General features: G+C 46.7%; 14 protein-coding genes. 2 read left to right on the top strand and 12 right to left on the bottom strand.

Going from position 1 to position 18730, the window contains the following annotated elements; all coding sequences use genetic code 11:
* Positions 1-21: 21 nt before the first annotated feature.
* The 4 genes from ACSQ8O_RS16745 to ACSQ8O_RS16730 all read right to left on the bottom strand — a co-directional run bounded on the left by ACSQ8O_RS16745 (position 22) and on the right by ACSQ8O_RS16730 (position 10495).
* Positions 22-1203 (bottom strand): exonuclease SbcCD subunit D, encoded by a 1182-nt coding sequence (locus tag ACSQ8O_RS16745; RefSeq protein ID WP_436242617.1) that lies wholly within the window; start codon positions 1201-1203, stop codon positions 22-24.
* 45 nt (positions 1204-1248) lie between these two features.
* A complete protein-coding gene (addA, locus tag ACSQ8O_RS16740) occupies positions 1249-5235 on the bottom strand; it encodes a helicase-exonuclease AddAB subunit AddA (RefSeq protein WP_436242616.1) in 3987 nt (1328 codons plus the stop codon).
* On the bottom strand, positions 5232-8762 hold the full coding sequence (gene addB / locus ACSQ8O_RS16735) for a helicase-exonuclease AddAB subunit AddB (protein WP_436242615.1): 3531 nt from the start codon (positions 8760-8762) through the stop codon (positions 5232-5234). The genes addA and addB overlap by 4 nt, the downstream gene beginning before the upstream one ends.
* 359 nt (positions 8763-9121) lie before the next feature.
* Positions 9122-10495 carry a class I SAM-dependent rRNA methyltransferase gene (locus ACSQ8O_RS16730; RefSeq protein ID WP_436242614.1) on the bottom strand — a complete coding sequence of 458 codons (1374 nt, stop codon included), beginning with the start codon at positions 10493-10495 and terminating at the stop codon, positions 9122-9124.
* A 120-nt stretch (positions 10496-10615) separates the two neighbouring features.
* Here ACSQ8O_RS16730 and ACSQ8O_RS16725 point away from each other — a divergent pair, with 120 nt between their 5' ends.
* Complete coding sequence (locus tag ACSQ8O_RS16725) at positions 10616-11647, top strand: Na/Pi cotransporter family protein (RefSeq protein ID WP_436242613.1); 1032 nt, start codon at positions 10616-10618, stop codon at positions 11645-11647.
* Here ACSQ8O_RS16725 and deoC read toward each other — a convergent pair.
* The 5 genes from deoC to prmA all read right to left on the bottom strand — a co-directional run bounded on the left by deoC (position 11610) and on the right by prmA (position 16311).
* Entirely contained in the window at positions 11610-12290 is a 681-nt protein-coding gene (deoC, locus tag ACSQ8O_RS16720) for a deoxyribose-phosphate aldolase (protein WP_436242612.1), read from the bottom strand. The genes ACSQ8O_RS16725 and deoC overlap by 38 nt on opposite strands.
* A gap of 132 nt (positions 12291-12422) precedes the next feature.
* Positions 12423-13757: a tRNA (N(6)-L-threonylcarbamoyladenosine(37)-C(2))-methylthiotransferase MtaB gene (gene mtaB / locus ACSQ8O_RS16715; protein WP_056609765.1), complete on the bottom strand. Its 1335-nt coding sequence runs from the start codon at positions 13755-13757 to the stop codon at positions 12423-12425.
* 6 nt (positions 13758-13763) lie between these two features.
* A complete protein-coding gene (locus ACSQ8O_RS16710) occupies positions 13764-14531 on the bottom strand; it encodes a 16S rRNA (uracil(1498)-N(3))-methyltransferase (protein WP_436242954.1) in 768 nt (255 codons plus the stop codon).
* A 123-nt stretch (positions 14532-14654) separates the two neighbouring features.
* Positions 14655-15326: a site-2 protease family protein gene (locus ACSQ8O_RS16705; RefSeq protein WP_436242611.1), complete on the bottom strand. Its 672-nt coding sequence runs from the start codon at positions 15324-15326 to the stop codon at positions 14655-14657.
* Between the two features lie 10 nt (positions 15327-15336).
* Positions 15337-16311 (bottom strand): 50S ribosomal protein L11 methyltransferase, encoded by a 975-nt coding sequence (prmA, locus tag ACSQ8O_RS16700; protein WP_436242610.1) that lies wholly within the window; start codon positions 16309-16311, stop codon positions 15337-15339.
* A gap of 208 nt (positions 16312-16519) precedes the next feature.
* Between prmA and ACSQ8O_RS16695 the strand changes: the two genes are divergently transcribed.
* Positions 16520-17326: a glycerophosphodiester phosphodiesterase gene (locus tag ACSQ8O_RS16695; RefSeq protein WP_436242609.1), complete on the top strand. Its 807-nt coding sequence runs from the start codon at positions 16520-16522 to the stop codon at positions 17324-17326.
* A gap of 81 nt (positions 17327-17407) precedes the next feature.
* Here ACSQ8O_RS16695 and ACSQ8O_RS16690 read toward each other — a convergent pair whose 3' ends face one another.
* The 3 genes from ACSQ8O_RS16690 to ACSQ8O_RS16680 all read right to left on the bottom strand — a co-directional run bounded on the left by ACSQ8O_RS16690 (position 17408) and on the right by ACSQ8O_RS16680 (position 18719).
* Positions 17408-17683, bottom strand: coding sequence for a hypothetical protein (locus tag ACSQ8O_RS16690; RefSeq protein ID WP_056609774.1), 276 nt, complete (start codon positions 17681-17683; stop codon positions 17408-17410).
* The gene (locus ACSQ8O_RS16685) at positions 17683-17832 is read right to left on the bottom strand and encodes a YfhD family protein (RefSeq protein WP_082595230.1); all 150 of its coding nucleotides are present in this window, start codon (positions 17830-17832) and stop codon (positions 17683-17685) included. The genes ACSQ8O_RS16690 and ACSQ8O_RS16685 overlap by 1 nt, the downstream gene beginning before the upstream one ends.
* A 95-nt stretch (positions 17833-17927) precedes the next feature.
* Positions 17928-18719: a hypothetical protein gene (locus ACSQ8O_RS16680; RefSeq protein WP_436242608.1), complete on the bottom strand. Its 792-nt coding sequence runs from the start codon at positions 18717-18719 to the stop codon at positions 17928-17930.
* Positions 18720-18730 lie beyond the last annotated feature (11 nt).

Genomic DNA, 18730 nt, shown 5'->3' with positions numbered 1-18730 from the left:
ACTACATCCATCCCCGCTCAATTACTCGGTGCCAGTGGAATCCCCAAGATCTTTCTCTTGCAGTAGCTCCAAAAATAATTGAACTAATGCAGGCTCAGGCTGTGCGCCTCCCGTTTGGCGCGCATAGAAGCGCGTGAAATGCTCTTCCATCGAAAAAGCTGCTCTTGGCATCGCCGAACGAACAACTTCCATTTCCGGATATATAGGGCGAATGTGAATGAATCCTTCATACGCTTTACGTAACGATTGTATTTGTTCAATGGACATAGCCGATGTCATCGTAATCTCCAAATCAATCCATGCCGTGCTATCCCGTTGCTCATCTAACCATTGATGAACCTGTCCAATGCCTTCCTTCGCCTTCCAGCTCACTAGTGGACGGCCAGAGGTCAAGAAAATCTCCTTGGGTTCGGCTACCTGACCTGGGGCAAGATCAAGTATCGTAACCGACTTGGCTTGACCCTCTTCCGAGAAGCTGTAGGCTAACGGCGATCCACTATATCGAATGGGTGATGCTGCCTTCACATTTTGCGGACGGTGCAAATGGCCTAGCGCAACGTATTGCGCTCCCGCTGTCAATGCCGTTGTATCAACCGTATAAGCGCCACCAACCTGAATAGGTCGTTCAGACTCCGTTTCATGCCCTCCAAGGACATACAGATGACTCATAATCAAATTCACTGTACTAGCTTCAAAGGAAGCTGCCTGTTTGCGAATGAGTGCCCCAACTCGCTCCGAATATTTGCTGCGCAGCACTTCTTCCTCTGCAACCTCGGACAACAACTCCTTCAAACGTGATTCCGAAGGATATGGCAAAGCGATTAGTCGTGCAAGCTCTCCAGTACGCGTGATTCCAATCGACTGAATTTCTTGTATTGGCAAACCTATCAAGGTGATTCCTTGCGTTGCTGCTAGTGGACCCGAAGCTGCAAGCCGATCCGGATGATCATGATTTCCTGAAATTATCGCCACATGCCTTTTCCCGCCATTAGCCAATCTGGCAATGCCCTCATAAAACAACTGCTCCGCTGCAGCAGGAGGATTCACACTGTCATAAATATCACCTGCAATCAACACTATATCAATAGCTTGATCTTCTACGATGCGCACCAATTCATCCATAAACGCGATTTGTTCATCCATCCGACTTCGACCTTCCAAGGCTCGTCCAAAATGCCAATCCGCTGTGTGTAAAATTCGCATGTCTCATCTCCTTCCTACCCCTGGTTTGGCTCTCGTTTTCTATGACTACATTTCTACCAATTTCGCTCCATCAAAGAAATAGAGGAATTTTCCGTGTATTGGACGTTTCCAGATATGTTCCACAGCTCGTGCGTACAAGCCTATTTGCTTCTCATAGCGTAGTTGAAGTTCTGATTCCGTGCTTCCTCTAATAGCATCTGTTTTATAATCTACGAGAACGAGTCCCAGTTCATCTTCAAATAGACAGTCTATGACCCCTTGAATAAGTACTGTCTCACCAAGCGTTGATGGATCCGTCTCCGAATAAACCTCATCTGCAGGAAGTCCATAGCTAAATGGAACCTCACGCTGAACATGATGTGACTGAATCATTCTTTTGCCAACTGACGTCTCAAAAAACTTCAATATGACAGGAATATCTACTACATCACGCTGCTCTTGCGTCATGGTTTGTTTGTCCAACATCTCCTGAAGTGTCGATTGGATACTTGCCACTGTGGGCAATTCCGATAGGGACATATTTTGCATTACAGCATGAACGACAGTCCCTTTCTCTGCCGCAGTCAGCTTCTTCTCTTCCATAAATCTCGGTCTATGCCAAATCGAAGGAGCTGGTTGACTGGTTACTGACGCAGGCCCCAGTATAGATGTGGTATCCACAGCGTTCGGTGACTCCAACTCATCTGCGATTCGGTTGATTTCTGATAATCGTTTCATCTCCGAAACTGTGGTTTTGGCAAAATGTTTAGGTGCATCTGGAAAATCATATTGCCAGGATAAACGCTCATCTAAAGCATCTTTCCATTTCCCCGATGTAGTGACAACCTCTCGTTGCTGAATGGCCATAAATCGATCTTGATCTGGCTCGAAAGCCGCATCTTCTAAAACATCCAATTGCTGCAAGCTTTCTGGCGTAATGATAGATAGTTTCCATTGCGAGGAATCACGCAGCAAACGTACATCTGAAGACATCTCACTAATGCCAATTCTTTCTCGCCACAAGACTGCATCAGGATGACGAAGCAACGCAGGCCCAACCCAATCCAGATAGCTCTTCGCTTTCGCTAACTCAAAATCAGGCAAGTACCAAGCCTCTCTTGATAAGTGACTTCCCCATCCGCGCAGAAGTTTATCAAGAGATTTCACAGTGCCTAAGAGGTACAACTTCTCGCGCGCTCTCGTAAGAGCTACATATAGAACACGCATTTCTTCAGCTAGAAGCTCTAGTTTCAGCCTCTTTTTAATAGCAAGAGAAGGTAACGTCGGGTAACTGACACGAAGCGTCGTATCTACAAATCTCGGTCCAAAGCCTAGCTCTTTATGCAATAAAAATGCTTCATTCAAATCGCGTTGATTAAACATTTTCGCCATTCCCGCCACGAAAACCACAGGAAATTCCAAACCCTTACTCTTATGAATGGACATAATTCGTACGACGTCTTCCTGTTCACCTAACGCACGTGCGGTTCCAAGATCGCCTCCGCTTTCTTTCATCCGCTCAATAAATCGTAAAAAGCGGAATAATCCACGCAAGGATGTACTCTCATATTGTCTAGCTCTATCATATAGCGCCCTTAAATTGGCTTGTCTTTGCATGCCGCCAGGCAAACCACCAGCGAAATCATAATAGCCGGTTTGTCTAAAGATACTCCAGATTAAGTCAGCAAGAGAGCCCTGCCTCGCGTCATTTCGCCATTGTTCTAATTGTTCAAGAAACACAGTCAATTTCTTCGACAACTGTTCATTCTCATTATGGGTATTTTGCCCGGCAGTCCGCAGTACAGACTCATAGAAAGCTACGGATTTATCCGCAACTCGAATTTGTGCTAAATCTTCAGCAGTTAGCCCCACCACCGGTGATCGCAAAACAGCAGCCAAGGGTACGTCCTGATAAGGATTGTCGATGACCTTCAATAAGGAGAGCATCGTCTCGACTTCGGTTGCCGAGAAGTACCCTGTGCTAAGCTCAGCATAAGCAGGTATTCCCTGCTTCTTCAGCTCGTCGATTATAATGGGAGACCACGCTTGGGTTGCTCGGAGTAAAATCACGATATCCCTGTAGGTTGCCGGCCGATTGCCGCCCGTTCTTTTATCAAACACCTGAAATGATTCTTGATTCTCAGCACCTAATAAACCCCTGATTTGACGAGCAATGGTACGTGCTTCCAGCTGCGCAGTTTCCAGCTCTTCTGCTTCCAAGGCAGGATCAGTTCCGCTTTCAGCACCATCGACGTTCGATTCGTCCCCATTTTCATCCGATTCTTCCACGAATGTATCGCTTTTGTCGGCTCCGTCCTTCGCACGGTCTATGATCAGCATTTCCACAGAACAATCGGAAGCCGAAGGCGGATACCCAGCCCCATACACCAGCTCAGCACGCTCATCGTAAGCAATCTCACCGACAGTTTCATTCATCATTTGTTTGAAAATAAAGTTAACCGCGTCGACGACTTGAAGACGACTACGAAAATTTCTCGCTAAGTCAATTCTTCCACCGTTCATTTCTCCATCCGATGCTGATTCTTTATTTGATCGATAGGCTTTATATTTTTCTAAAAATAACCCTGGTTCTGCCAGTCGAAACCGATAAATACTTTGCTTCACATCGCCGACCATAAACCGATTCCCTGGCTTAACTGTTGAAATCAGCTCAACAATGGCTTCTTGAACACGATTCGTATCCTGGTATTCATCCAGGAGCACTTCAGCAAATTGTTTCCGATACGCCTGTGCAGCTTCCGAAGGATATAATTCACCAGGCATGGACCCAGGTGCACTAAGAATTTGCAAGCAGTAATGCTCCAAATCAGCAAAGTCAATCAGACCCTTCGCCGCTTTAGCTGCTTGGTATCTTTTGCCAAAATCAACGATAAGATCAACAAGGACATGCAACAAAGGAGCCATTTCTGCAATTTCTTGATGAAATTGCTCTGGTGTCCGTCCGAACAATTCTTCTTTTAATTTGTTAATTTGATCTTTCGCCTTGTTCCGTAGTTCTTTAACTTCTTCTTGTAGTCCTTTATCATAATCATCGCCTTTGCAGGCTTTGAGCTTGCCAAACTCGACCGTTTGAAAACCAAGATACAAGACGGACCAGGGATATGTCGTTGTTTCCAGTAAATTCTGAACGAGTAATAAATCATCACGAAGATTATCGATATAAGGAGCAGGTCCTCCCGGGGATTCAGCAATATACATGGCTTGTCCTAGCAAGTCCGCTGCCCCCTCTAGTTCAAGGGAAAGATCACGAATAAGACTTTGCTCCCAAAGTGAATAATCCACTGGTGCAGATGCCGCGGCAACAAAAGGCAGGGCCTCTTCAACTATTGCGTTTGCCTCACCCACACTCACTTGGTCAGCTTGATCTGCTCGCGGCCCGAACATAGAAGCTGTCCCTCTAAGCCAATGCTCCGGCCAAGGATGACTGCGCGATACATCGTAAAGCTTCTGAATAAGCTGCATAATCGCGTTATCGTTACGTTCACCACTGAAGGAGTCAACTAATCGCCAAAAGGCGCTATTCTCATCACTTGCTGCATAGTACTCTTCTAGCATCTCGCCAAGCAGATCTTGACGAAGTAAATCAGCTTCCGTTTCATTCGCAATGCGAAAGCCAGGATCCAATTGAATTAGACTAAAATACCGTTGTACAACCTCTAAACAAAATGAGTGCAGCGTGGTAATGGATGCCTTCCCCATTAGTGCTAGCTGCTTACGCAAATGTTGGGAATGGGGCTGTTTCATGAGTTCTTTCTCCAGCGCTTCTCGAATCCGATGCTTCATTTCAGAAGCTGCCGCCTTCGTAAAGGTAGCAACGAGTAAACGGTCTACATCGATTGGCTCCCACTCATTAGAGATCCGTCGAATGATACGTTCAACAAGCACAGCTGTCTTACCAGATCCCGCAGCTGCGGCAACTAACATATTCTGACCTTTGAGGGTTATCGCGTCCCATTGATCGTCCGTCCATGTACTACCGATAGGTTTAGGTTCTTGCTGATGCGTCACCTGTAAGCTCCTTTCCAACTTCACGTATGGCCTACTTGCGCAGCCAACTCCGTCCATACTTGATCCTTCGCACGTGGTCGAAAGACTTGTATTTCATTCCCTTCAAATAAGGGATCTATTTGACAAATCGACGTATACGAGCAATGCTGACAAGCAGATTTTTTCCCTAACCGATAAGGAGCAATATCAACGTGTCCGTCCGTAATGTTCGTACCAATTTGCTTTACTTGTTTGCGTACATAGGTCCGCAGCGTATCCCACTGCTCGTCCGTCGCTACCGATGAAGTCGAGTAAAAACTCCCATCTTTCTTTAAAGCAACAGGTATGAGCTGTGAATGCCCCGAGCTATGGATAAGCTCATCATCCATCAATCCAGCTATCTCAGCATCAGCCGTAATCAAACCCTTCATTTTGAAACGTTTACGCAGCTCCTTTTCGACAGAGGCAGGATCAAGAGCATTCTTTTGTTGGAGCATCGGATTATGCACATGGAAATAAAGCACACCTGCTGGCTTTGCGTGGACGCCAAGCCATGTTTCCGCATGCGTAAGAATAACGTCCAAGTAAGTCAGCATCTGTAAGGATAATCCGTAGTATACTTCTGAGAGCTGCAATGCTGTTTGACTGGATTTGTAGTCAATCACTCGTAAAAGCACACCATTCTCACCATCCGCTCGATCCACACGGTCGATTCGGCCGATAATCTCCATCGTACAACCGTTTTCCAATTCAAACGTTAACGACGGCAAATCCTTACCTGGTCCAAAATCAATCTCCAATCCTAGCGGTTGAAATTGACCATGTTTGGCGTGTTCGCCGAGAATAACTGCCGCCCTACCAACCACTTGCTTAAGTTTCCGAGCTATATAAGCGTAACGACTTGAACTAAGGAGAATTTCTCCTTGGAGTCTAGGTGCGAGCTCGTCCACAACTTGTGCAGACCTCTCCATACACTGCTCTGCAGAAAGCGAACCCCAGTCTAGCTGGTCCTGCTGCAGGTTCTGAACAAATTGATTCAATGCTGCGTGGAACAATTGTCCGATATCCGGAGCATCTAAGCGGTACACGCGACGTTCTTGCAACCTTAAACCATGAGAAATAAAGTGCGAGAAGGGACAGGCTACATACTTCTCCATTCGCGAAACGCTGGCACGTAAGTGCTGCCCATATAACAGTTTGCTAGTAGTAGTGGAAAGCCCCTTCTCTTTGTTTGTATATTGCAACGCCAGAACCAGCGATTGTAGTTTCATCTGCCAAGCGGGTTGTTCCGCGTACCAATTGTACGCATCCCACCATAGTTCTGATATACGGCCACCTAGCATCCAATGCTTCATGCGTACAGCCAAATATGAGATCGCCTGTGTCGGATGCGACAGATAGGCAGCTTGCTCACTTTCTGGGGCTTCCGCTGAAGGTTCGGCAAGAAGCAGAGGTTCTTCCGTTCCTGGGAACAGCTGTCGCATCTGTCTGATCAGCTCCGAAGGCAATAAGGATTTTCCCTCTTCATCTGCTAATGGATAACTCATCCAAAGCCTCTTGCCTGGCACAGTCAACGATGTATAAACGATAAATTGCTCATCTAACAGCTTACGACGGCTTCCATCCGCCATTGGTAATCCAGAGTCCATGAGAACACTACGTTCGGCTTCTGTGAGCACACCTTTCTCAGCCATCTGCGCAGGAATAACCCCGTCATTCACACCTAATATATACGCATACCGAATCCCGCTTGAGCGAGTTCGATCCATACTTCCGATCAGCAATTGATCCATCGATGGCGGAACTAACCCCAGCTTCATGCTTTCCATCCCAGTTTCAATCAGGCCATTAAACAGCTCTAAGGAAAGTTCATCATCGCCCATGGTTTCTACCAATTGATCAAGCATATCCATGACACTGTTCCACATTTGACCGTGCTCGCGAGCCTTTTCTGGCTTTCCATCAAGTGTTGCTTGCTGAGTCCACGCTTCTAACTTCTCTGGCGCCTGAACGGTTACCAATAACTCATAAACCGCTTCGACCTGAGCCTTTACCGTACGCGCTTGTGTAAGGCGATTGGATAACGCCAACAATGGACCAACGACCCACGATTTACTCGTATTTAAAGCTTGAAGCTCCGCGGTTTGTTCATTTATCCCATCTTCTGCTTGCTCCAAATTGGCACGAAATTTATACGTCCATGGCTTGCCATCGGTCCATCTAAAGCCTTGTATCCCGAATGCAAGCACATAATTCTCTAATTTATCAAGCTCAGTCCTTTGCGTTGTCGCATCAGGAGGTAGCAGTAAATCTGTTTTGATACAACGGAATACAGCATCGTAATGCCAATTATGCTGTATAACCTCGAGCGCAGAGCGAATGAATTCCACAAGTGGATGATGCAGCACTGAACGCTTCTGATCGAAAAAGTGAGGGATCTCATAATCGGTAAGCACCATGTTTAACAAATCTTGATACCCTTCCATGTTACGCACCATGATAGCCATTTCACGCCAACGCACACCATGTTCTCGAACTAGCTGAAGCATATCACGTACTGCACCCTCAACTTCTGCGCGACGATGAACGGCTTCCCTAATGACGAGCTGGTCGCCAATCTTTTCTCCTGGAGAAGGCTTATATTTCGGAGCTCCGCCACCGATTCGACGGTCAAAATTCTGCTCCAAATAGGCAAGCGCAGGACTATCCTCGTATCGCGGTGAACGCTCTTGACCGAGATGAAGAACTTCAGCCGCACCAAGACCCAGCTGCCATATCATATCCTGTAAACGTACCATCGTCGTAGCTGTCGGATGAAATAAATCCAATTCATCCGGGGTATCACCCGCCTGCAGTTCGCGATCCAGACATAATGTAATCGTTACTTGCTTACAAGTAGCAAACAGTGCACCAAGCACCTTGAACTCTTGCGGTGTAAAGCCATGAAATCCATCAATCCAGACTGTCGCTGAACGCAAATAAACCGAGTTCTGAACTTGCTCAGCGAGCAGCGTCAAGTAATCTTCTCCGTCCAAATACTGCCTCGCAAGCTCTGCCTCAAATTGACGATACACCAGTTGAATATCATGCATTTTGTCCCGCAGCAAACCGTGTTCACCCAGGTTAGTGACTCGCTTATTCTCATGCGTTTCCAATTGTTCAGCCGTCACACAATAGCGTTTCATTTCCGTAAAGAGCTGATTCAATCGGTCGATAAAGCCCATTTGCTCAGCGGAATGACCAAAGAGTCGGAGTTTATCCTTATATTTATGTAAAATGCTCGTTAACAGCAGTTTCTTTCCTGTATCATCAATAGGCAGACGAGCTGTCCCGCCTTCTTCTTGCATGACACGCCAAGCTAAACGGTGAAAGCTTAATACTTGCGCGCGGATCATCCCACGAATACTTGGATCCGATACCAGAGCATGCTCAGCTTGAAATGTAGCTTGTTCAGGAACAAGCAAAATCAACGGATCACCTTCGGGCGCCGATGCCAGCTGCTGTTTCATTTCAATCAGACAACGTTCACTCTTGCCGCTTCCGGCTCTACCAATCACGAATCGAATGGACATTCAAGGCCTCCTAACACTTTCCGTCGGAAAGCTTGCTTCGTAAGCAATTCTCGTATTCTATCTCTCTATTCTAGCATATTTTTGGTTGTGAGTCGGCGTGGTAGATGATGGAGGGGGATCTAAGGGGTTTAATTGGCGGAATCATATACGAACATACATTCTATCATTATAGCATGGAACGCAAAAAACAAAAAGGGATACGCTATGAAAACTATCTGATACACGCCTTACACAACTTTACAGAACATTATCTAGACGTCGATATCGGACTATTGGGTGGCAGCCCCCTCCCACCAACACCATAAAACTCAATAAAAAAAGCAAAGCCAGATTAACTAGCTTCGCTCACTTATATCAGTTTATTTGCTGCGCACTTCAAAAATCGCAAATTTCAAATAATGCCCTTCATCCACGCCTAGAATACGCGGGTGGTCCATCCCTGCGCCACGGAACTCAATTAAGCGTAGTAGCTTACCTGCATCCGTTGCTGCAGCATGAATCGTTTCAAGGAATAGCTCAGGATGCATATGGTAGGAACAGCTTGCTGTGACGAGATAGCCCCCTTCATTCACAAGCTTCATGCCATGCAAATTGATGTCTTTATAGCCGCGGCAAGCTCCTTCCACAGCACTTTTGGTCTTAGCGAAGGCAGGTGGATCGAGAATGACGACGTCCCAAGTACGCCCACCAGTGCCTACAGGCTTCGAAGTGTCTATCTTAGCTTGACCTGCTGCGCCAGCCACAGCACGAAGCTTGCGCTCATCCAAGCCCTTCACCTGCGTACGCAAGTACTCGAAGGCATCAGCGACGACGAATTCGACGCGATCCTCGAAGCCATTCAACGCAACGTTCGTACGAGCACTTTCAATCGCATGCTCGGAGATATCGAGGCAAGTTACTTTTTTGGCTCCGAATTGACACGCGTTAAGCGTGAAGCTTCCCGTATGTGAGAAGCACTCCAGCACAGAAGCGCCGTCCCACAGTGGAAACGTCACTACTTTGCCATTCGCGTTCACAGGGAGCATTTGCGTTACACCATTTTCTTCAACTTCCGTCAAATTGATGCCACTGCGATGCCCCCAGCCAGTCATCAACGGTGCGATCGCCGCGCGATTCTCACGTTGGTCGAAGAAGTAACCTGTCTTCTGCCCTTCCTCAATATCAACGCGAATGCGAAGGCCATTTTCCAAAATATCAACATGCTTCGCACAATCTCCATACAGAAGTCCCTTCGTCTGCTTCAGACCTTCCAGTTCACGTATGGAAACGTCACTTCGCTCATAGATCCCAACTGGCTTCATAACTTGTACCAGTGCGTCGACGATGTTGTCTCGGCAGAGATCCATCCCCAAAGTCAAAAGCTGAACAACCAATGTGTTCTCGAATTTATCAACAATAAGACCTGGGAGGAAATCAGCTTCTCCATATACCAGACGATAAGACTGCGCTCCTTTCACAAAGCGCTGTCGATGTAGAAAACAACGTGTGAATCTTTCGACGAAAAACTCCTTCGTCATCGTCTCAATCGGGTTATACGATACAATACGTACCGTAAGCTGTGAAGCTTCGTTATAATAGCCCGTTGCTAGATATTTGCCTAGGTGATTCTGAACGGATACAAGCTGTCCAGGCACAATGTCCCCATCCGTACGCTCAATTTCACTCTTATACACCCACGGATGTCCTTGCTCCAAGCGGGGTTTGCGTTTCTTATGTAAAAATACTGCTGCCATTATTTTAGCCGTCCTTTGCGTGAAACCGTTCACCTATACCATCTGGCTTGTCATGCTTGTCTTTACGGTCACATATATTGGTTGAAAACGTCGTACACTCACGAAAAGGAGATCCCTCTCATGATTCATGCTATTATACTGCCTGTTGCTACAGGCTTTATCTTATTTCTGCTCGGGATGAAGCTAATGGAAACCTCGCTTCAGACCTGGGCAGGACCCCGCCTCCAGCTGTGGCTGGAGCGGTTTACCCGAACACCGGTGCGCGGTCTTATCACCGGCACCGTGCTCACCGCGGCGCTGCAGAGCAGCACCGCCATCACAGTAATCGCCATCGGCCTCGTCGGCGCTGGCGTCCTGTCCTTCCCGAGAACACTAGGCGTGATTCTCGGAACCAATATCGGCACGTGCCTCACCACTGAGCTGATCGGGCTCAGCTTGGGCGGCATCGGCGTGCCGATCCTGATCGCCAGCGCCAGCGTTTGGCTGGCGAGCTGGCTGGCCGGGCCGCTGCCTCAGGCAAGCGAGCCCCGCTCCAACGCCGCGCAAGCAGGCGCGGCACTACCGCAGACCGCCGTGCATGACGGCGGTCGCCAAGGGCTGCGCAGCGTCCGCTACGGCTCGCTCGCGGTGGCTGGCTTCTCTCTCGTGCTGCTCGGCATCGAGATCATGCAAACCATCGGGCCTGCGCTGCAGTCCCGCGGTCTGTTCGCCTGGTTCGTGCACCAGGCGCAAACGAGCCTGCTATGGGGCATCCTCGCAGGCGCAGCGGTGACCGCGCTTGTGCATAGCAGCGCAGCCGTTATTGCGATGGCGATGAGCCTCGCCGCCACAGGGGCAATCCCCGTTGAGCTCGGGGTTGCCATTACCATTGGTGCCAACGTTGGTACCTGTGTCACTGCAGTGATCGCAGGCATGAGCAGCTCGCGCGCCGGGCGTTATGTCGCTTGGTCACATGTGCTGCTGAATGTGGGAGGTGCAATCCTTTTTTATCCGTTCATCCACTGGCTCGTCAGTCTTTCCGCTCTATTAGCTAATGATGCAGCATCGCAAATCGCAAGGTCCCAAACCATTTTCAACATCGTAGGTTCCTTAATCGCGTTGCCTCTCTGCTATCTTAGTATGTGGAAGCGCCTTGAGTTCCGTTCACAATAGCTACACCAGAGCTAGTCCCTAGTCTCGTTGCTCCCGCTTCAATCATCGCAATTGCCGTCTCTACGTCGCGAACACCGCCAGAAGCTTTCACACCAATCGTGCTTGATACATTTTGACGCATCAAGCGAACATCTTCTACCGTAGCTCCACCAGGTCCAAAACCAGTCGATGTTTTCACAAAATGAGCACCTGCTTCTTCCGAAAGACGGCAAGCTGTTGCTTTCTGATCATCATTCAGGAAACCCGTTTCCATGATCACTTTAACGATAGCTTTTCCTTTTACAGCATCCACGACTTGTTTAATATCCGAACGAACCGCATCCAGTTGTCCTTCCAAAAGCAATCCAATCGGCAAAACGGTATCGATTTCAGCAGCTCCGTTTTCAACAGCTTTTGCCGCTTCGAATGCTTTAACTTCACTCAAACTAGCGCCAAGTGGGAAACCAACTACAGCTGCAACCTTAACGCCAGTCCCTTCCAGAGCTTTGGCAGCAGTTGCTACAAACTGCGAATTTACACACACACTGAAAAATTGATGCTGCGCAGCTTCCTCACACAATTTGTGAATCGCCGCTGTGCTCGCATCTGCTTTCAATAACGTATGGTCAATATAACTAGCAATTTCTTTCGCGTTCAATGTCATTATGAAGCACCTCATCTAATTTAGTCATTTCATCCATAGCTCTGGGCTCCCGTGTAATCGAGAAAACCTCTATCGCAGTCATTCTAAAGGAACGACCACGCGTAGAGGTGGGTAATTGCCTTACAACTTCACTTACAAATTCACTACGCCTTCAAGAATGCGTACGAGTTGTCCCTTGCTTTCATTGACACCGGCTTCCGTAACCTTCACACGGCATACTTGACCGATCATCTCTTCCGAGCCTTCAAAAACTAACTGCACATAGTTGTCAGAATAACCACTGTACAATCCGCTATCTGGAGCGCCTTTGTAGGTACGTTCCGGAATGACTTCCAGGACTTGCCCAACAAATTTCTGCGCATACGCCAATTGCATTTTCTCAGATAGATCAATGAGTTCGTGAACACGCGCATTTTTGATTTCTTCATCCACTTGATCCTCCATCCGCGCAGCAGGCGTACCTGTCCGCTTGGAATAAGGGAAAACGTGCATTTCAGAGAACTTCATTTGCTCCATGAACTTGTAACCGTCACGGAACATCTCTTCTGTTTCACCTGGGAAACCAACAATAACATCCGTCGTGATGGCAACATCCGGCATAATTTCGTGAAGACGCTCAATTTTACGAGCGAACTCAGCAGTCGTATATTTCCGACGCATCCGCGCAAGCACCTGATCATCGCCCGCTTGTAACGGGATATGCAGATGACGGCACATTTTGTCCGAAGATTTCAGAACATCAATCACTTCATCTGTAATTTGGCTAGCTTCAATGGAAGAAATCCGAATACGCTTCAAACCTTCCACTTTATCCAAATCCTTCAAAAGCTTCGCCAAGCTGTAGTCTTCAATATCTTCGCCATAGCCCCCAGTATGAATACCTGTGAGTACAATTTCTTGATAGCCTGCTGCAACCAGCTGCTCCGCTTGTGCAATTACGCTTTGCGGTTCCCGGCTACGCATAAGACCACGTGACCACGGAATAATGCAGAAGGTACAGAAGTTGTTGCAGCCTTCTTGAATTTTCAGAAAAGCCCTTGTACGATCAGCAAAATCAGGCACGTCCAACTCTTCGAAAGTGCGGGTTTTCATGATGTTACGAACGGCGTTAATCGGTTGACGATCCGACTCAAATTGCTTCACAAGCGGAATGATTTTCTCACGATCCTGTGTCCCGATGACCATATCCACACCTGGAATTGCCATAATTTCAGCTGGTGACGTTTGCGCATAACAACCTGTTACTGCGACGATTGCTTCTGGATTACGACGAATCGCACGACGGATCATTTGGCGACTTTTCTTATCCCCTGTATTCGTAACCGTACATGTGTTAATCACATAGACATCCGCTGTATTTTCGAAATCAACTTGCTCATAGCCCTCATTTTTGAAAAGCTGCCAAATTGCTTCTGTATCATAAAAGTTTACTTTACATCCTAGTGTATGAAACGCTACCGTTGCCATTTTCGCTTATCCTCCCATTTCTCCGGTTTCATAGAACAGACACGTAAGGCCGACCATCGCGGCCGTCTCCGTCCGTAAAATACGATTCCCCAGCGAAACCGAGCGAAAGCCAGCTTCTTCAGCTTGCTTAATTTCTTGCTCTGTGAATCCACCCTCGGGGCCTACCGCAATCAACACTTGCTTACCTGGTTCGATTTGCCCTGCTGCAATCGCGGACTGAATCGCAGGTTTCAGTTGTTGACCATCTTCTTTCTCATAACAAATCCAAGCGACATCCGCTTCCTTCGCCCGCTGCAGCAGTTGCTTCCACGAGTAGACGGATTCAATCTGTGGTACACGGTTGCGATGGGCTTGCTCTGCCGCTTCCTTGGCAATTTTCTGCCAGCGCTCTGTGCGCTTAGCTTCTTTCTTCGCATCGTACTGTACAATGGTTCGTTCCGATAAAAAAGGAAGAAACCGGGCTGCCCCGATCTCGGTCCCTTTTTGAATAATTAGCTCCATCTTATCGCCTTTGGGTAAGCTCTGTGCAATCCATACGTCAACTGACGCTTCCGCATCCATCGCAAGCTCTTCCACGATCTCCGCGGTAACAGCTCCCTTATCCAGGTGAGTGATACGAACGAGTACCTCACGATCCACACCATTGCTGCAGATCACTTTATCTCCTACTTCTGCTCGCATGACACGACCAAGATGATGCGCATCGTCACCCTCAATGGTGACCGTTTGTGTAGAAGCATGGAACTGCTCAGGCGGGAGAAAATAACGTTGCATAGTCAAAGCCTCTCTATCTTCGTTCATGTGAACATCATTTGAACAGCTTGTTGCAAGTGAAACTTCCACACACCATCATACCTCGTTTGAGTCTTAAAATCCATATGGAACTATCTGGTTAGGTTACATGCCCAATATGGAAGTAATCACGATCGCAAATTGGTTAATGATGTCATCGCCTAAACGTAGGTATGGATCTAATGTAACTCGACGCAATGGGCCAATAAATACTACTAAAAGGAAAATGACTGAAGCCCATTGTTCAAACTTTTGAAGTGCCTCCGTATACCTGAGGTTTACCAAATCTTGAATAATTCGATAACCGTCAAGCGGTGGAATTGGAATTAAATTGAACATAAATAGTGTTATATTAATCTTCAACATCAGCTGCAAGAACAGAACAATCGCATCTGAGCTTCCCTTGGACATCCCATCTAGCCACCCATATTTCTGGAATAGCGCAAAAATAAATAAAGTAATAAAGGCCAAAACCAAGTTACTAATCGGCCCAGCCGCAGTCACAATAATCCCAAACAAGCGGGGACGCTTGAAATTCCCACGGTTTACAGGCACCGGTTTTGCCCAACCAAAACCAGCAATTAATAGCATAATCGTCCCGAAGAGGTCCAGATGGACCATAGGGTTCAAGGAGACACGACCAAATTTATAAGCCGTATCATCTCCTAATTTATAGGCGCTATACGCATGCGCCCATTCATGAATCGTAAACGACAGCACGAGTACCAAAATAACAAACGGCAACGTGCTCCAATCGTAAAATAATAAGCCTCCCATGAGCCAACACCTACAGCTTTCTAGCTACGATCACAACCCAATTCGAATCATAGTTTTTCTCTACGATCGTGAATTTAGCTGCAACCAGTGCTTTTTCTACATCCGCTTCTTTGTTCGTAATAATCCCTGAAGTTATGTAATAACCGCCTTGTTGCAACACCTCGTACACATCATCAACGAACATGACAATGACCTCAGCCAAAATATTCGCAACAACGAGCTGAACAGGAATGGAAACACCTAATCCCGCATCCCCTTCTGACTCGCTTTCTTTAAGTACGCCAAGAAGATCACTAAGTTTCACAGTAATTTGATCTTCGAGTTGGTTTTGCTTCGTATTATCCAACGCACTAGTAACCGCAACGGGATCCAGATCCACAGCAAGTACATGCTTCGCACCAAGCTTAGCCGCTGCAATGGAAAGAATACCTGAGCCCGTTCCAACATCAATCACATCATCACCAGGCTGAAGAACTTTCTCCAACGTTTTCAAACAAAGTGAAGTTGTTGCATGCGTGCCTGTCCCGAACGCCATACCTGGATCGAGCTCCAAAATCAATTCGCCTGGTGAAGCCGTATATTCTTCCCAAGTAGGTTTAATCGTCAAGCGATCGGATACACGAATTGGTTTGAAATATGTTTTCCATGCATGCGCCCAGTCTTCATCATCGACTTCAACAACCTCAAACGTCGGGTTCCCCGTATCAATATCAAAATCCGCCAATTGTTCCACAGAAGCCTTCAAATTAGCCAGAACAGGCTCCATGTCAGTGCCGTGGTAGAAGTAACCTTTGATGACAGCTCTACCTTCCGGGATATCGTTAAATGGCGTTTCGTATAATTGGCCAAACGACGTATCTCTCTCTTTATTTAAGGTACCGGATTCTTCAATGGAAACACCTCCGGCTCCCAATTCATGAACAAAGTTGGTTATCATTTCAATCGCTTCTTCTGTCGTATGTACAGTTAATTCTTGCCAAAGCATCGGTATTGCTCCTCCTGTCGGTTATTCCCTATGTAAAATGAACCTAATAGGTCTATTTTCACAAAGAGTATTGTACTACACTTCGCTTCTGGGGTAAAATGAAGTCATTCATGTAAGCGCTTTTTTATTTTCTTAACACAGTTCTAACACTTAGGTGTTACATTGAATTTGTCATCATCATTATGTATCGTAAGAACGGAGACATCTTATGCGCAAAACACTCATGGTTCTTCCTATTTTCCTTGCAATGGCACTCATCGCACCACTGACTACCAAAACCATGATGGCTGATAATTATAGTCAAGTTACTGCTCATCGCGGAAGTTCAGGGAATACACCTGAGAATACACTAGCTGCATTTCAACAAGCCATTACTGATCACGCAGGATACGCAGAGTTAGATGTGCAAGAAACCGCTGATGGTATCGTCATGCTCATGCATGACAATAGTGTGTATAGGACAACCGGTATCAACAAAAACATGTGGGAAGTCACCTCAACTGAACTCAAACAAGCAAGTGCAGGAAATTGGTATCATAAGGATTACAAAGATGAGCATGTCCCTACGCTGGATGAAGTTATTTCTCTCGTCAAAGGTCATATGAAGCTGAATATCGAGTTGAAAAATAATGGCCATGTAATGGAGCTTGCACAAAAAACAGTGGACATCATCCAATCGCATAATTTTGTTAAAGAATGTACGGTGACCTCTTTCGATGCAGATCTTTTGCATAAAGTAAAATCACTTAACGCCTCCATAAAGACAGGCCTCATCGTTGGTCAAAATACAGAAAATCTCGATGAACTAATGAAAAGTTCTGATTATGAAGTCATTTCTGCGGCCTACCCTCTTGTGAATGAATCTTTCATGAGACTCGCCGAGAATCGCCATAAAGAAGTTTATGTTTGGACTGTTAATGATACACGGATGATGCGACGCATGTTGGCACTTGGTGTGACTAGCATTATTACGAATAATCCGGATAAGCTCGTCAAATTGATGAGCGTTGAATAATTTCCCACTATCTCCACAGTTAAAAAGCACCTGTCCCGTCGACCCCGAAACTCGAGGTCCAATGGAACAGGTGCTTCTTGTTTAAACCGAGCCCCCCGCTGTTTCAATCACACGGATTGCCTGTTCATAACACTGCTCATCAATGACTGCTGCCAATACAATATCAAGTCCTACCGCATCGATCTCATGATCTTGACTAATCATACTGTCTGCCATCGACGTCTCAAATCCACTGCCGATATCATTTGTGAAGCGGTCAACCTGCACATCTACAGCGCGCAAGGCCTTCAATTTAGAAGCAACACCTTCCGCTTGTTCGGGGGAATGAAAATAGGCAAGAATCCCTCTTTCTGCCATTACTGATCTTCCTGACGGTCATCCGCCGCTTGCGCGCGCTCAGCAGCTTCGAAATCGTCTTTATCCGCTACTTCCGCTGAAAATTCTACATCCTCTTGCTTAGCAACGGGTAGATTGCTTTGTCCTTGATTATTGTTCTTCTGATTCATGTTGTCATGCCTCCAATATATTCCTAATTTCTTTCATGATAGCCCCATATATCATTTGCGAACGGACATCGTTTTATGCAAAAGCCAGACCACGTTTATTCTTTTATTTTCTCAAAAGACGCATCATATAGGCGAAACATCGTTTTGTAACCCGACTCATCAAGCTTAATGCCAACGTCAAGCCTCCCTGTGAGTTGCAAAGGGCCGGAGGTATACCTGAGTTTCATTGAATCAGGCACGTACACAATCATGATCTTATTCCAGTATGTTTCATCGCCATTATCAAATGGACACTCGGCACCAGGCTTAGGAATCAGTAGAAACCAATGTTTATCAAAGGATAACACTTCTCCCATAAAGCCTTTGATCTGTACGGTTTTTCCATTCAAATCCCAAAACTTATTAGAAGGTGTATCTTGTTTATCCGAATCGAAAAACTCATCCCATTTCAGTTCGTTTGACAATTGCTGTTGTTTCGCTGGTAACGCTGTGATAGGCTCAGGGGGCTTAGTTGTTGCCACTACAGTGCTCGAATTACCACTTTCTATCTGAGCCTGTGGGGAAGGCGTTGGAACTATGGAAGGGGCAGCATTGGACGATGCAGATGCAGTCACACTTTGAACAGCAGCGCTTGGGCTTGGAGTCACTATGGGGGTTACAATGGGAGTTGCAGCAGGTGTTTCGGCAGGCATTTCTGTAGGCCCAGCGGTAGGTGTCTCCTTAGAGGAGACACTGCTGTTCGGAATCGGAGATGCAACAGACTCCACATTTGACACGATACTTCCGAAGGATTGCCCTGAGAGCTTAGCCTCCTTTTGACCACAGCCAGTAAGGATAACGAACAAGGCAAGCAAACTCAGCCCAGTGATTCTATGTCTATTTTTCATCCTCATGTCAC

Source organism: Paenibacillus sp. LjRoot56 (assembly GCF_964253335.1).
GTDB lineage: Bacteria > Bacillota > Bacilli > Paenibacillales > NBRC-103111 > Paenibacillus_E > Paenibacillus_E allorhizoplanae.
The sequence above is the reverse complement of the archived record's forward strand: the minus strand, read 5'-3'. Positions and strand labels throughout refer to the sequence as shown.

Bases quoted from the DNA above. Each gene is read 5' to 3' on its own strand.
- mtaB (WP_056609765.1), bottom strand. From the start codon at position 13,757: ATGGCAACGGTAGCGTTTCATACACTAGGATGTAAAGTAAACTTTTAT.
- prmA (WP_436242610.1), bottom strand. From the start codon at position 16,311: ATGCTTTGGCAAGAATTAACTGTACATACGACAGAAGAAGCGATTGAA.
- ACSQ8O_RS16695 (WP_436242609.1), top strand. From the start codon at position 16,520: ATGCGCAAAACACTCATGGTTCTTCCTATTTTCCTTGCAATGGCACTC.
- ACSQ8O_RS16685 (WP_082595230.1), bottom strand. From the start codon at position 17,832: ATGAATCAGAAGAACAATAATCAAGGACAAAGCAATCTACCCGTTGCT.
- ACSQ8O_RS16705 (WP_436242611.1), bottom strand. From the start codon at position 15,326: ATGGGAGGCTTATTATTTTACGATTGGAGCACGTTGCCGTTTGTTATT.
- ACSQ8O_RS16680 (WP_436242608.1), bottom strand. From the start codon at position 18,719: ATGAAAAATAGACATAGAATCACTGGGCTGAGTTTGCTTGCCTTGTTC.
- ACSQ8O_RS16725 (WP_436242613.1), top strand. From the start codon at position 10,616: ATGATTCATGCTATTATACTGCCTGTTGCTACAGGCTTTATCTTATTT.
- deoC (WP_436242612.1), bottom strand. From the start codon at position 12,290: ATGACATTGAACGCGAAAGAAATTGCTAGTTATATTGACCATACGTTA.
- ACSQ8O_RS16690 (WP_056609774.1), bottom strand. From the start codon at position 17,683: ATGGCAGAAAGAGGGATTCTTGCCTATTTTCATTCCCCCGAACAAGCG.
- ACSQ8O_RS16745 (WP_436242617.1), bottom strand. From the start codon at position 1,203: ATGCGAATTTTACACACAGCGGATTGGCATTTTGGACGAGCCTTGGAA.
- ACSQ8O_RS16710 (WP_436242954.1), bottom strand. From the start codon at position 14,531: ATGCAACGTTATTTTCTCCCGCCTGAGCAGTTCCATGCTTCTACACAA.
- addB (WP_436242615.1), bottom strand. From the start codon at position 8,762: ATGTCCATTCGATTCGTGATTGGTAGAGCCGGAAGCGGCAAGAGTGAA.
- ACSQ8O_RS16730 (WP_436242614.1), bottom strand. From the start codon at position 10,495: ATGGCAGCAGTATTTTTACATAAGAAACGCAAACCCCGCTTGGAGCAA.